Origin of the sequence: Flaviramulus sp. BrNp1-15, from assembly GCF_022259695.1 — a bacterium.
In the GTDB taxonomy this organism is placed as follows: Bacteria; Bacteroidota; Bacteroidia; order Flavobacteriales; family Flavobacteriaceae; genus BrNp1-15.
Genome location: NZ_CP092099.1, coordinates 2,639,650 through 2,655,760 on the forward strand (window position 1 = coordinate 2,639,650; position 16,111 = coordinate 2,655,760).

At 31.3% G+C, this 16,111-nt stretch carries 9 protein-coding genes; 3 read left to right on the top strand and 6 right to left on the bottom strand.

Features of this window, described 5'->3' with window-relative positions; translation table 11 throughout:
* Positions 1 to 18: 18 nt before the first annotated feature.
* The 5 genes from MBM09_RS11625 to MBM09_RS11645 form a co-directional block, all read right to left on the bottom strand.
* A complete protein-coding gene (locus MBM09_RS11625) occupies positions 19 to 732 on the bottom strand; it encodes a hypothetical protein (RefSeq protein WP_238673897.1) in 714 nt (237 codons plus the stop codon).
* Positions 729 to 6,176, bottom strand: a complete 5,448-nt coding sequence (locus MBM09_RS11630) for a T9SS type A sorting domain-containing protein (protein ID WP_238673898.1) — start codon at positions 6,174 to 6,176, stop codon at positions 729 to 731. Before MBM09_RS11630 ends, MBM09_RS11625 begins: the two co-directional genes overlap by 4 nt.
* Positions 6,177 to 6,207: 31 nt before the next feature.
* Positions 6,208 to 8,439 (bottom strand): hypothetical protein, encoded by a 2,232-nt coding sequence (locus MBM09_RS11635; protein ID WP_238673899.1) that lies wholly within the window; start codon positions 8,437 to 8,439, stop codon positions 6,208 to 6,210.
* A 28-nt stretch (positions 8,440 to 8,467) separates the two neighbouring features.
* On the bottom strand, positions 8,468 to 8,983 hold the full coding sequence (locus tag MBM09_RS11640; RefSeq protein ID WP_238673900.1) for a T9SS type A sorting domain-containing protein: 516 nt from the start codon (positions 8,981 to 8,983) through the stop codon (positions 8,468 to 8,470).
* Between the two features lie 124 nt (positions 8,984 to 9,107).
* Positions 9,108 to 9,752 (bottom strand): outer membrane beta-barrel protein, encoded by a 645-nt coding sequence (locus MBM09_RS11645; RefSeq protein WP_238673901.1) that lies wholly within the window; start codon positions 9,750 to 9,752, stop codon positions 9,108 to 9,110.
* 223 nt (positions 9,753 to 9,975) lie between these two features.
* Here MBM09_RS11645 and MBM09_RS11650 point away from each other — a divergent pair, with 223 nt between their 5' ends.
* From MBM09_RS11650 to MBM09_RS11660, 3 genes are all read left to right on the top strand, one after another.
* Positions 9,976 to 10,767, top strand: a complete 792-nt coding sequence (locus MBM09_RS11650; RefSeq protein WP_238673902.1) for a TerC family protein — start codon at positions 9,976 to 9,978, stop codon at positions 10,765 to 10,767.
* 65 nt (positions 10,768 to 10,832) lie between these two features.
* Complete coding sequence (locus MBM09_RS11655) at positions 10,833 to 11,957, top strand: hypothetical protein (protein ID WP_238673903.1); 1,125 nt, start codon at positions 10,833 to 10,835, stop codon at positions 11,955 to 11,957.
* Between the two features lie 140 nt (positions 11,958 to 12,097).
* Positions 12,098 to 13,357: a carboxypeptidase-like regulatory domain-containing protein gene (locus MBM09_RS11660; protein ID WP_238673904.1), complete on the top strand. Its 1,260-nt coding sequence runs from the start codon at positions 12,098 to 12,100 to the stop codon at positions 13,355 to 13,357.
* 12 nt (positions 13,358 to 13,369) lie between these two features.
* On the opposite strand, the gene MBM09_RS11665 is transcribed toward MBM09_RS11660, so the two are convergent.
* Positions 13,370 to 16,036 (bottom strand): DNA gyrase/topoisomerase IV subunit A, encoded by a 2,667-nt coding sequence (locus tag MBM09_RS11665; protein WP_238673905.1) that lies wholly within the window; start codon positions 16,034 to 16,036, stop codon positions 13,370 to 13,372.
* Positions 16,037 to 16,111 lie beyond the last annotated feature (75 nt).

Here is a 16,111-nt window from a genome sequence, read left to right on the forward strand (position 1 = left end):
ATTTCGTTAAGAGTTTATTTATTGAACTCTAAACTGAAAAACACCAGAATCAGAAGTATTACCTAATGCATCTCTAGTAATTATTTTCCAATAGTAAATAGTTCCAGAAGTTACTGAAACTGTTGTTTCTGTAGTATTAATGTTTGATGCATGAATATCATTTGCGGTTTCATTTGTTCCAAAATAAACATCGAAACCTGCAATATCATCATCTACATCACTAGCTGTCCATTGCAAAGTCACTGTATTAGTAGTTGGTATAGATTCTGCCATTGAAGGTGAAACTATTTCGGCAGGAAAAGGCGCATAAGATTGTGCTCCTGGACCAGCATTATAAAATTGCCATGTATCACTTTGTTCAGTTGTAGAACCTAAAACAGATTCAACAAACCACTTATAGGCTGTAGCCCTTTGAATAGTTATAGGGATAATATCCTCGTTAGTTTCTCTTTGAATTACGTTGCTTGTTGATAAATTTTCAATGGTTATTATATAATTATCGGCTCCGTTTGCTCGCCATTCAAAATATACCGTACTTTCAGTAGGTGTTAAATTTGTACCTTCATTACATAACATATTCTCTTGCGGAAAATATAATTTCACCCCAGAAATTGTTTCTTCATTGCCATTACCATCATCAGGATTTTCACCATTAGGATCGTTTCCATTAGAAGATTTACTACATCCAAAAACTAAAAAAGTCAAACAGAAAATATATACTACTTGTTTCATTTTTTTACAATTTTAAATGTTCTTAATGATTCTTTTGATTGAACAGATATTGTATAAAATCCAATTGAAAAACCTTCTGTATTAAGTTCTAAAATATCTATCTTTTGGTTTGTTAAGGTTTTAGAATACACTAATTGCCCTAAATAAGAATACATTTTTATGGTTATGTTTTCTCTATCAAGTTCTCCTAAATAGAGGTTTATTTTTTCCTTAAACGGATTAGGATAAGCCAAAATCTTATCTGACAGAAAAATATTTTCTTCATAAACACCTTGACATTCTTTATCTGTACTAACTTTTAGTGAATTTATCCCATTTTGCAAGCTTAATGTAACGGATGAATCTGTTGTGTTAAATTTCAAGCCATTAAAATCAATGTTGTAATTAGAGCTACCAGACATATTTATAGAAACTTGTTTACCGTTAGAAGATTTACCTGTTGTAACATCTAATGGTTCTGGTTGAATAATTACAATATCATAACAGCTCATATAATTTGGCCATTCTTCAATAGTGATACACATTTGGTAAGTACCAGCCAATAAATTTAATATGTCAATTTCTGTGGTAAAATGATATTCTTTTGAAAAATCTTCACCAGTTAAAGTTGCTGTGTAATTGTAATATTCTAACGTTGAAATATTAATTTTTCCGTTATTATTATTTAAGCAGGTTTCACCAGTAATTAAAATAGTGAAATTATTGTTTGGCAAACTTAAAATGGAACACCCGAATAAATCAACAGGATCTCCAAAAGGTGTATTTGGACATTGGTCATCTGCATTAGCAACACCATCATTATCGGCATCTTCGCAAATAGTTTGGTAATTTGCTGAAGCATCTTTATACCAACCGTTGTAAGTACCATCACTATTTGAAATGACTGCAACAGGATCATCAACCAAAATACAAGCCAAATCTGGATTATTAGATGCATTGAATGTTTTTAAATTTTCATTGTTTCCATTCTGAAGATTTAACTGGTCGCCAACCAAGAAATTAGATTGACAATACAAGGTCACCAAATTTGGGTTTAACGTGACATGTAATGCTGTTAATTGATTGTCTGAAACATTTAAAAGTTGTAAGCCGGTGAGATTATCAACATTCAAATTGGTTAACAAATTACTCGACACGTCTAAACTCACCAAATTTACATTTGAAGCGACATCAATTTCAGAAATTGTATTTTCTGAAATGTTTAAGTTCAATAAATTCGTTAGAGTTGACACATCTATTGAAGCTAAATTATTAGCTGAAACATTTAAACTTGTAAGAAGCAAATTATTGCTTAAATCGATAGTTGTTAACGCGTTGCCTTGAAAATCAAGAGTTGTTAACGACACAAAACCTTCAATACCTGTTGCGTCTAAAATACCGCTATCACTAACATTCAATGTCGTTACATTAGTAATATTTGAAGTCGGTATATAATCATCTAAAGTGCCTGAATCGAATCCTAATGAGATAAGAGCTTCCTCAAAAGCATCATCAGGCACATAGGTTTCACCGTAGCGACACTCAAGAGAATAATTGGCAGTAGCATCTTTTAACCAAGTTACACCACTAGGAACTGTACCAGTATCAGTTTCAATACAGGTTAAAGTGACGTTATTTTGCGTATTAAGGTCTAATAAGTTAGGATTCTGACCGTTTTTAAGGTTTAAAATCTCTAATGCATTTGATGCGCAACTCACATTAACCAATAATAGATTTTGTTGAAAATCTAACTCAATTATAGCATTAAAATCACAATTGAAACTAGCTAAATTAGGTAGAATACTAGCATCAAATAACGTAAAAAGATTGTTGGATATATTTAAATTTGAAATATTGATAGCTTCAGAAAGATTTAACTCATCTAATGTGTTATTAGAGCAATTAAGTTCAATCAAATTAATATTTTCAGTTAAATCAATTTCACTTAAATTATTGTTTGAACAGTTTAAATTTTGAAGCGCTGTAAAATCTTCAATTCCTGTTAAATCAACGATATTATTTCCGCTGATGTTTAAATTCGTTATCACTTCAATGGTTGTGGTTAAGACATAATCATCTAGCGCTCCTGCATCGAAACCTAAATCTATTAGAGTCTGTTCAAAATTATCATCGGGCACGTATGTTTCGCCAAATCTACAGTTTTCACTGAACTCAGTAGTGGCATCTTTAACCCAATTTTCTGGAATGGTGTTAACATCATCAACTTGTATACACGTTAAATTCGGGTTGTTACTTGCGGTAAAATTTAAAATATCACCGTTAATTCCATTTTGAATGTTGACAAATTCCAATTGATTGCCAGATACGTTTATTGTAATAGCATCTGGACAAAAATCTAATGGATTATCTTCATTTTTTGCTGGACATGCACCAATTCCTAAAGTTGATAAATCAAAATCGCCAGCAATTTGGTTACTGCTACAATTAAATGTTTTAAGCTGGTTTAAATTAGTAGGAAGTAACAAATCTGTTAACTGATTATTGCTAACATTCAGTTCAATTAAATTGGTATTAGCGCTTACATCCAACGTTGTTAGTTCATTACTTGAAATTACTAAATATTTCAGTATGAGGAAATTGTTAAGCAAGGTAGTTAACTCACCAATTTGATTATTATCTAAAACCAAAGCTTCTAGAAGAGGTGAATTTAAATCATTGATTTCAGTTAATTGATTTTGTGATCCAGAAACAGCTATTAAGTTTACTTTTCCAGATAGATTAACATCTGTTAAATCGTTATTTGAAAAATCTAAAACTTCCAAAGCATTATTTGAGGTTATATCTAACATCGTCAACGAATTAGACCTACAGTTTAAATCTATTAAAGCTGAATAGTTAGTTACAGAAAGTGTGCTTAAATCGTTATTTGAGCAACTCAAATTAGTAAGTGTATTATTGTTAGTTGCAACTGTAGATAAGGTTGTTATAAGATTACTGTCACAATTAACCTCAACCAAATTATTGTTATTACTTATATCTAAAACAGTTAATTTATTGTTAGCACAGTCTAATGTTTCCAAATTGGTATTTGGCGCTATGTTTAAATCACCCAAATTGTTATCTGCGCAAAACAAGGTCGTTAAATTAACTGTTCCTGTAGTATTCAATAACCCGTTTGTATTGGCTGTATTATTGGTTAAAAAGTAATTGGAACCGCAATACAGGTTTTGTAAATTAACCATATTGCTTACATCCAATTCATTTAGGTAATTGTTACTACAATCCAATTCTGTTAAAGATGCAAACGCTTTGATACCTTCTAAACTTTCAATGTTTTTTCCGCTAACGTTCAATGATGTAAGATATTCAATATTTGCAGTGAGTACTTGATTATCCAATGCTCCAGAATCTATACCTAAGTCGATTAAAGCTTGTTCAAAATTATCATCTGGAATGGTTGTAAACCTGTTAGTTTCACAATCGGAATTATAACTAGCAAAAGCATCTATTGTCCAGCCTGCTGGTATATTTCCAACTATGGCATTATCAACATTTATGCAGAATAAATTCAGATTACTTGTGGCATCAAAAACAGTTGTATTGGTGTTGTTTCCGTTTCTTATATCAACAAATTCAAGTGCATTATTGTTACATAAAATACTGGTTAAAGCGGTATTTGCTGTAAGATTAAGTTCAACAATGGTATTATCTGAACAATCTAAATCTGTCAACGCTATAAAATCTTGAATACCTGTAAAATCTACAATACCATAATTGCTCACATTTAAGTTAGTTTCTGCGCTAATATTAACCGTTGGCACATAATTATCTAGTGGTGCAACATCTAGCCCTAAATCGATTAAAGCTTGTTCAAAATTATCATCTGGAATATACGTTCCACAATTTACAGCGTATGAAGCCGTAGCATCTACACTCCATGTAACAGCTCCTGGAACTGCTCCAGTATCGGTTTCAATACAAAATAAATCAGGGTTGTTTATGGCTGAAAAATTTAAAAGATTGGCGTTTTGTCCGTTTTTTAAGTTTAAAGATTGTAATGCATTGGCATCACAATTTAAATTGATTAATGCTGTAAGATTACTAAAATTGAGAGACGATATCGTATTGTTTGAACAATTTAAATCCGTTAAAGCTAGATTATTTTCTATGTTCAATTCATCTAACATATTATCCGAAACACCCAGAGTGGCTAGATTGGTAAGATTGCTTAAATCAATAGTAGATAAATCGTTATTAGAAATATTGAGGTTTATTATAGCTGAGTTATTTGAAATATCAACGTCCTCCAGATTATTCATACTGCAATCCAAGGTTTGAAGTGCCATAAAATCTTCAATACCTATAAGGCTTTCAATAGTAGCATTTGAAATATTTAATGTGGTTATTCCATCAATATTTGCTGTTAGCACTAAGTTATCTAGAACATCATCGTAACCCAAATCGATTAAAGCTTGTTCAAAATTATCATCGGGAACGTAAGTGTAAATATCTGTACAAGTGGTTTCTCCAAAATAGGTCCAGTCATCTTTAGTCCAATTGGTATTTGGAGCAAATCCTGTATCAATTTGAATACAAAATAAATCTGGATTGTTTTCAGAAGTAAATGAGGTTATTAAATCATTATAGCCATTCGCAACAATTAGAGATGTGAGTTGATTATTAGACACATTGATTGAAGAAGCACCTTGACAAATAGTGATGGGATCGGTTTGAGGGTCTGGACAGGTAACTGTATTTATAGTACTTAAATCTAAATTGGAAATTAAATTACTTGAAACATCTACGGTTTTTAAAGACGTATTTATCGAAAGATTTAAATTTGAAATTTGGTTTGAGGCACAAAATAAACTTTCCAGATCCAGATTATTGGAAAGATCTAAACCAGTAAGTCTATTGTTAGAAACTGCCAAAAAGCTTAATATATTATTTTGGCTCACATCAACATCAATTAACCTGTTATTTGAACATGTAACGCTTTGTAATAAATTGTTGTTAGTGATATCTAAAGTTGATAATAAGTTACTTGAACAATCCAACACTTCTAATGCAGTATTAGAGGCTATATCTAAGCTTGTTAAATTATTTAGCCCGCAGAGTAATGTTTTTAAATTTAAATTAGCTGATACATTAATTGTAGCTAAATTATTATTGTCGCAAGCCAAAGTTTCTAAATTAACAAAATCCTCAATCCCATCAAGATTAGATATATTTTGATAACTCATGTTTAGTGAACTAACATTTTCAATATTTGCAGTTAAAACCAAACCATTATTTGCTATACCATCACCCATACTTGAAGCATCTCCGATATCAACAATGGCTCCATTTGTATTGTGTGTTTCTAGATAATTTTCAAAATTTGTATCAGGAATAGGTGTTGTTTGAGAATATGCTTGCGGAAGTAAAAACAACAACATACAAGTGTTCACAACAAAGCTTATTGCTAAATTATTTTTAAAACCGATAAATTTTTCTGGCATCATTGACAATTGAATTTAAAGTCAAATTTTTAGGTTAGTGTTTGCCTTTGTTGTTTTCTTTATGATAATGAATCTGTTTATCAAACTTTTCTTTTAGCTTCTGAATAGTTTTATTTTTAAAGGCTAAATCGTTTTTAATTTTATTCCAAAACATATCATTTTCATAATCAACACCATCTGCGCGCATTTGTTCTTCGGCCATTTTCAAACCTAATTCAAAATCTTCATTGGTAATTTCCCAGTACACGATTTCGCCTTCATCAGTGTCTACTATTTCATAATCTCTATTGCCATAATAATTCTCCAATTTGTTTTCATCATGATTGGCATTATCTTTCTTAATATGAGTTGTATCATTTTCTTGAAGAATATTTAATATATCTGATATTTGCTTTTTTAAGTCACTAATTTCTTGAGCCTGTTCTTCTATTTGTTTTTCTAAATTTTGTACAATAACATTATTATCGTTTCTATTTACGCCAACAGCAGTATTTACCAAATTAAAACCAGAAATATTATTGCTTTCAGACCATGCAGTACCAACTATGCTAGGTATTTGATTTGACTTGATCTTAGAAGGATGAACCGCTATTCCAATACCATCATTTTTTCCACTTGGTATAATGTAATCTCCAATTTTAACTTGCCCAAAGACTTTAACGGGTACTTGCCCCATAAAAGCTACTTTTTCATACTCATTTTCCCTGTTACTCTGTGGCATATTGCCCAATACAATAGGTTTTAAGGAAACTACCATAATCCTTTCTGCTCCTATTAGGTTTTTAGATATCTTCCCACCTTTTACACCAACCAAATCACCATAAGTCATTTTTTCTTTTATGTTTTCTCGCAATAAATACTCTGCATAATCTCCAGCACCTGAAGCATAGGTTACTCCTTGATATTCGATTTTATTAGCATCATAAGTATCTCTATTATCGTATGCTCTATTTCTTGCTTGTATAGCAGCATACTCTTTTACCGCCACCAATGCCACTGATAAAATTGATGCCGCTATATCTGAAAATCCTGGACCTGTCGTACAGGCTCCAAAGCCTAAACATGGTCGAAAATCTGTATATGTTGCCGCTAAATCTGCAGCTTCAATAGCAATATCAATAGACGCCCAGGTTAAATCTAAATTTGCATCTAAAATATCATAATCTAACGAAGATTGATCGAACAAATAATCGGCATTGTTTCCAAATTCATCTGGTATTTCTCCTTCAATACGTCCATGAAGCGTTGGGTATGCAAAAGCACCATCATCCCAAAAAGACACATAATTATTGCCGTTTCTTCCATATCCATTTACTTTTATAGCTATTCCCTGTGTACTGCCCTGAACTAATAACGGGTAATTTTCTATGTATTCACCGGGATTTTCTTCACTATCAACAATTTGTTCGTAAGGCGCGTCTGTAGTATAATTTATTGGATCGGTATGTACTGTAGAAGTAATAGTGACTTGTTGTTCCGTATCTATATCTACATCTCCTTCAAGTAGCGCTGAATTATTCACCGTTAAATCTTGTACCGTTAAACCAGTAAATATTGACTCACCAACCACCGATAAAGAACCGTTTAAAATGGTTGGCGCATCTAAATCTCCATCTGGTGGACCTATTAAAGAGTCGCCAACTATTAAAGCGCCTGTTAAATAGGTTGTGCTTTTATTGTTAACATTTAAGATATTGTTAAGTTTTGTTTCACCATCAACTGTTAAATCACCTGATAAATTTGATTCATTACCATTATTTACTAAAAGTCTACCGTTTAAATTTGTTTGCCCGTTAACGGTTAATTCTCTATTTAAAAATGTATCGTCATCAACATCTAATGTTCCTGTTGCTGTTATATTTCTATGATAAGCGTAAGGTACAAACGTAAGTACTTCTCTACTCATATCTACAAAACTATTTCCATTTCTAAAATCGATATCTACTTTTAAATCTTTAGAGGTACCATCCCAACTTATTTTTTCAAAATCGTCATGTTCTACAGCTCCTATGATTAAATTTATTCTTCCAAACTCATCAGTAGTTGTGGTTTGTACTTCTTGAAATTCTATTTGGTTGCCAGAATCAAAAATGGTAAATCTAATATCTACTGTTGTAGATGGTAAATAATTACCTTCTGAATCTACACCTGGTAATTCCAGAACATCTGGACCAATAATAACAGCTTGATAACTTATACCATCGGTTTGAGCAAATGATTTTAAGGTTAAAAAAAGGAATAATCCTAAGGTTAGTATACGTTTCATAATAGGGTTAATTTTAGTAAGTGGTAATTTATTTTTTTATGAGTTTTGCGTTAAATAGTTTATTGTTGGATCGTACTTTTAAAAAATATGATCCGCTAGAAATATGATTAAGATTTAGCTCTATATATTTTGATGGTGAAAAATTTCGATTATAAATAAGTTTTCCTGCTACATTAAAAACTAAAACTGAAATTTCACTTTCCATATCTTCTGTAAAAGAAATAGAAACAGATTGTTCAAATGGATTTGGGTAAACTGTTGCAGATAAATCATTATTAGCAAATCCTGCTTTTTCTACTTTAATTTTATCTATTGGTTGTTGATAGCCTTGTCTTAAATAATAACCATTGTTCGTATAAGTTCCTATAACGCTAGATTGACCTATACTTTGACTTACAGTATATTTACCCTTACTGGTAGTAATTATTTTAGATGATCCGCTTGTTCCCAAATTAGATCGTACAATAGAATACGATTTAGAGCTTTGAGCCTGAATTGAAAAAACAAAACAAAAAATAAATACAAAAAGTAATTGTGCTTTCATTAATTTAACTTTTTAAATATGAATGCATTAGCTTCAACAATAAGTCTAAACTAGTACAATAGTTACTATATTAAAAGGATGTCCATACTTTGTCCACCTTTTGTCCACTAAATAGACAGCATTTTTAAAAATCGCATGAACAATTTGGTAAGTTTATAATAAACCCTATTCCAAATTGATGTGCATTTAACTTTAATTTTTCGGCATTTTCACCACTACTTATTAAAACAGACTTACCATAAGAATAGCCTGCATAAATTGCGGTAGTATTTGAAATTGGGTATTGTATGCCAACCCCAGCTCTTAAAAACAAGATATTATTATTAAATTCTTCCTCTCCTACTAGATTAAACACATCATTATTTATGGTTTGGTTTCCTCTTATTAAAAACTCTGATGCAATAGACCCCTTTGCATAAAACGATAAATCTCTTAATTGAAATAATCTATAATCTAAACCTGCTCGAACGCCCAAATAACTCACATCCCATTCAAAAAAATTATCTACACTACTTTCGCTACCTATGGCTCCATAACTATTATATGATGCACCTAATGCTAAAAACAGTGTTTTTTCACTATTAATAACTTGCCGGTAACCCATACCAAAATAAGATTGAGATTTAGACAAAAGATTATCTAGAGGTAGTCCTTGTGAATTTTCATAATCAAAGGATGAAATAGTAGAACCAAGCTCCATATATAATTGTTGACTGAAGCTTGAAATACTAATTGAAAAAATAAGTATTGTTAATAATTGCCTTTTCATATTGTTATATATCTGTCACCAATTTAAATGTAACTCACTATAAAACAAATAAATATCTATTAAGTCCATAATTTGTCTATGACTTGTAAGCTTAAAAGTTATAAATCTTTGAAAGATGTAACTTCAAACTTAAATACTTGTCCACTATTAAATAGTTTGAAACTTTTATTTCTCTGAATTATTAATTGGTTTTTAAGTAATTTTGTATTCTAATTTTTATACTGTGTTAGACTTTCTACTTACAAGTGATGCTATAATGGCATTACTAACTTTAACTTTTTTAGAAATAATTTTAGGGATAGACAATATTGTTTTCATATCAATTGCCGCTAACAAACTCCCTGAAAATCAACGTGCAAAAGCCACAAACATAGGTTTATTGCTTGCAATGATTCAGCGTATTATACTGCTGTTTTTTGTTAGTTTTTTAATTGGTTTGAAAGAACCTTTTTACACTATTGAATTATCTTGGTTACATATTGCTTTAAGTTGGCAAGCTGTTATATTATTCACCGGCGGCTTATTTTTAATTTACAAAAGCACATCAGAAATTCATGAAAAAGTAGAAATGCCAGATCATGATGAAAACAGCCTAAATAAAAAGAAGTTAAAAAGTTTATCGCAAGCTATATTTCAAATACTAATTATAGATTTTATCTTTTCAATTGATTCTATTTTAACTGCTGTTGGAATGACTAATGGTTTACACCCTAACCATAATTACACCTTAGTTTTAATGGTGATAGCTGTAGTTATTTCTATAATTATTATGATTGTTTTTGCAAATCCGATACGAAAATTCATAGATACTCATCCAAGTATTCAATTATTAGGATTAGCCTTTTTAATTTTAATAGGATTTATGCTTATTACTGAAGCTGCACACTTATCGCATACTAAGTTATTTGGCAATGAGGTTGGTGCCATACCAAAAGGATATCTTTATTTTGCTATAGCATTTTCATTGTTTGTTGAATTTTTGAATTTCAGAATTCAGAAAAAAAGCAAAACATAGAGTTTTAATCTAAAAAATCCGTTTTTGGCATTTGCTTCGTATATAATATTCTAAACATTTGCCCCATGAAATGCTTAACCTACCAAATCAGTAAAACTACTTTTAGTTTATTCTTTGTTATTTTATTTTTTAACTGCTCTAAAGATAATCCTAAAGACAATTCTACAGTGATTATAAACAATCCGCTAGAAAATCCAGAAGATGGTCCGCCAGCAGGAAATCCAGATGGCAATTCTACTATACCTTTGGAAGCTAGTTTAGAGGATGTTTCTAATCCTGACACTATAATTGGTGATGGTACACCACAAAGCTGTAATTGTGATGCTGTTGTAGATGCTGTTGCAAAAGGTGGAAAAATAACTTTTAACTGTGGCACTCAACCTATAACTATTAAAATGGATAGGCCTGCAAAGGTTTTTAACAACGTAAATCCAGATGTAATAATTGATGGTGGCGAATTAATAACTTTGAGTGGCGATGGAATAACCCGAATTTTATACATGAACACCTGCGATCCTGATCAAGTTTGGACAACAGATCATTGCCAAAATCAAGATACACCAAGACTTACTGTTCAAAATATAACATTTGCTGATGGTAATTCAACTTCAGAACCCGAGTATACTGGAGGAGGTGCCATTTGGGTAAGAGGTGGTCGTTTTAAAGCAGTAAATTCTAGATTTTTTAATAATATTTGCGCCAGTACTGGACCAGATGTTGGCGGTGGCGCTATAAGAGTTTTTAGTCAGTATAATAATTTACCTGTTTATATTACTAATTGCACTTTTGGAGGTGCAGATGGCTATGGAAATATTGGTTCTAATGGTGGTGGCATAAGTAGTATTGGTGTATCTTGGACTATTATTAATAGCTTATTTTCTCATAATAAAGCTATTGGAAACGGTGGAAACCCTTCCCAAACAGGAACTCCTGGAGGTGGTAGTGGTGGTGCCATATATAATGACGGTAATACAATGTCTTTAAGTATTTACGGAACACGAATTGAAGAAAATGAAGTAAATGCCTATGGTTCATCTATTTTCTTTGTAAGTAATGACCATTCTGGCAACATTTTAATCGATAACTCGATAATTCAAAATAACATAGGCGGGTCTTGGTATCCCGTATATCCGAGTATATCGATGCACTCAGATACTTCTATACATGTTACAAACTCAATAATAGAGTAATGAAAATTCTTTTTGTTCTATCTAAGAAACAAACTATTTAATTAATTTAACTTTAGTTAATAAAAACCTAAAATACATCTGATTTTTAGATATTTACACCATTTTTTTGTAAATTAAGACCACTTCTAAACACAATTGTCATGAAAAAATCAGTCCAATTAACATTAATTCTAACAAGTGTTTTATTTTTATTTAGCTTAAACATAAAAGCACAAACTGAAGACGTATTTAAAGAACTTGAAGGCAAAGTAATTGATGGTGATACTAAAGCACCACTTATTTTTGCAGATATTGTTATAAAAGATTCAAACATAAGTACAGTAACCAATACTGATGGTGAGTTTTTATTAAAAATTCCTGAAAATCATTTTGAAGGTATCTTAACCATTTCTCATTTAGGATACGAGAAAAAAGAGGTCAAAATTTCATCAATACAGAATAATGAAAAAATAAGTTTAACTCCTGCCATTACAAAATTAGATGAAATAAGTATTACAGCAAGCAAAAAAGACGCAAGGGATTTGGTAACTGAAATGTTAAGTAAAAAAAGTAAGCTTTACAATACCAATAATACTTTAATGACGGCCTTTTACAGAGAAACAATTAAGAAAAGAAGACGAAATGCTTCACTATCAGAAGCTGTGGTAAAAATTCACAAACAACCTTATTCAAGTTTTAAAAAAGACAATATAGAACTTGTAAAAGCTAGAAAAAACACAAATTATAAAAGATTAGACACCATAGCTTTAAAGCTTCAAGGAGGCCCCTTTAGTAATCTTTACACAGATATTATAAAGTACCCAGAATATATTTTTACAAAAGAAAATATATTAGATTATGACTTTAGTTTTGACAAATCTACTCGTATTAACGAAAAATTAATTTACGTTGTTAATTTTAAACAAAAAGAAAATATAGACACACCTTTATATTTTGGTAAATTATATATTGATTCTGAAACTTTAGCATTAACCAATGCTACCTACAGTTTAAATGTTTCTAACAAAGAATTATCAAGCCAAATGTATGTGCGCAAAAAACCTAGAAAAGTTGATGTATATCCTACAGAAGCTACTTATCGCGTAAATTATAGAACAAAAGACGGAAAATGGCAGTACGCTTACAGCAACATTTCACTTACATTTAAAGTAAATTGGAAAGGAAAATTGTTTAACAGTATTTATACTTTAAATAGTGAAATGGCTATTACTGATTGGGAAATTAGTGAATCTAAATTAGCTAAAAACAGAACCCAATTAATAAGACCAACAACTATATTAAGTGAAAAAGCCTCTGGTTTTTCAGATCCAAGATTTTGGGGTGCTTATAACATTATAGAACCTGAAAAGTCTATTGAATCTGCAATTAAAAAAATACAGAAACAGCTTAAACGAACATAATTTAAAGAGTATTTAAAATAAAGTGGTCTGACCTTTATCTTCAGAATCTGAATCTTTATCAGAATCATTTGAACTGGTTTTACTCGAAGAGTCATTATTTGTTGTTGGTGAAGTAGCTTCAACTGTTTCTTCATCAACAACTTCTAATTCATCTGCATGTACTTCTTCGGGGGCTTCATATGGTAAAGACTCTAATAAATTAACCTGATTTACTTTATCCCTTGTTAATTGATTTCCTAATGCAGATATCCCTTTAACAGCAATGAATTCTTCAAGGTTTATTGCTAAATTATCTTTTCTGTCCTTACCACGTTCTTTAGCAAAAACAATTTCTGCCATAGGTTTCCAATCTGTAGAAACAATTTCTAACTGTGACTTTGGATTATCTGATATAAAAGACTCTTCTCTTCCTTCTTGTTCAATTAAAAAACGTTTTACATAATACAACTCCTTTTCACCGTTGTAATAAATGGCCGATATTGGCTTTTTAGGAATCCATTTTTCCATCACAATCATATCATCATCAAAATGCATAGTCACCTCTGGAGTTACCGTTTTAATCATTCCAGATTGTGTGATAATAAGCAATTTATCTTCACCTCTAAACTCACCAACCAATTCACCTCTTCCATCAACATTTAAGCGTTGTACTGTATCATCAAACCAAATTTTACGTGGTTTTAAAGTAGAAACACCTTTTTCTTTTAACTCAACGCGTTTTACAGAATATTTTGTAACGAGGTTCCCTTTTGACGTACGACCTTTAATAAGAATATCGGCAAAATCAATATCCCATTTTAGTTTTTTAATGCTTCCTGCTTGTCTTAATAAAATAGTCACAACCTCAGCTTCTCCATTTGGATTTGCAGAAAAATATAAAACTACTGATGATTTATTTCCGTTAGTTAAATCGTATTCTCTATCTCTGGTTGTACTAGTAACCGCAAAACGCTTTATATAAGACGGACCGCCTTTACCATCTCTATAAATCATGTTATAAATGGTACGTTTGTCTTTCTTTTTAAATACTGCAACATGGATAATGTCTTTACCAACAAACGTTTTAGAATCAACTTTTGTAACCATCATTTTACCCTCTTTGGTAAATACAATAATATCGTCAATATCACTACAATCGCAAACGTATTCATCTCGTCTTAACGATGTGCCAATAAAACCTTCTTCTCTATTAACATAAAGTTTGGTGTTACGAATTACAACTTTAGTCGCATCAACATCATCAAAAGTTCTTATCTCTGTTTTGCGTTCTCTACCTTCTCCATAATCTTTCTTCAACCTTTTAAAATATGCTATTGAATAATCTATTAGGTTTTCTAGATGATGTTTAACTTCTGCAATTTGTTCTTCTAAAGCATCAATTTTTTGTTGCGCCTTATCAATATCGAATTTAGAAATACGTTTAATTCTAATTTCGGTTAAACGAACAATATCTTCTTCAGTAACTGCTCTTTTTAAATGTTTAATATGAGGTTTTAAACCTTTATCGATAGCACTAATTACACCTTCCCAGGTTTCTTCTTCCTCAATATCACGGTAAATTCTATTTTCAATAAAAATACGCTCTAATGAAGCAAAATGCCACTGCTCTTCAAACTCTCCTAACTTTATTTCAAGTTCTTGTTTTAAAAGCTGAACGGTATTATCTGTAGAGCGACGTAACATTTCAGACACTCCAATAAACAAAGGTTTATTATCTTCGATTACACAACCTAATGGAGAAATAGAAGATTCACAACTTGTAAAAGCATAAAGTGCATCTATAGTTTTATCTGGAGATAAACCAGATGGTAAATGCACTAATATTTCAACCTCTGCAGCAGTATTATCCTCAATCTTTTTTACTTTAATCTTACCTTTATCATTGGCTTTTAAAATAGAGTCTATTAATGAAGACGTTGTTGTTCCAAATGGCAACTCGGTTATAACTAGAGTATTCTTATCTAACTGGGAAATTTTAGCACGCACACGCACTTTACCTCCTCTTAAACCATCATTATAGTTAGAAAAATCTGCTATACCTGCTGTTGGGAAATCCGGCAATATAGTAAAGCGTTTTCCTTGTAAATGCTTGATAGAAGCATCTATAAGTTCTATAAAATTATGTGGTAAAATTTTTGTTGAAAGGCCTACTGCAATACCTTCACCACCTTGCGCTAAAAGCAACGGGAACATTACAGGTAAATTTACCGGTTCTTTTCTTCTACCATCGTAACTGGCTTGCCATTCAGTAATTTTAGGATTGTAAACAACGTCTAATCCAAATTTAGAAATACGTGCTTCAATATAACGAGATGCAGCAGCACTATCGCCAGTTAGAATATTTCCCCAGTTTCCTTGAGTATCAATTAATAAATCTTTCTGCCCGATTTGTACCATGGCGTCTGCAATACTTGCATCTCCATGTGGATGGTATTGCATGGTGTGACCAACAATATTGGCGACTTTGTTATAGCGTCCATCGTCCAAATCTTTCATAGAATGCATGATACGACGTTGCACAGGTTTAAAACCATCTTCAATAGCAGGAACAGCACGCTCTAGTATGACATAAGATGCATAATCTAAAAACCAATCTTTGTACATACCAGTAACTCTGGTAATAGTTTCTTGGGGCTCGTCTTGTTCGTTTGTTAAATCGTCGTTTTCTTCTTCTATCATATTTCATATTCCTGCGAAAGCAGGGATCTCATTAATTTTATTCTCTGAATTTTCTATAATTTAAGTTCCAATTCA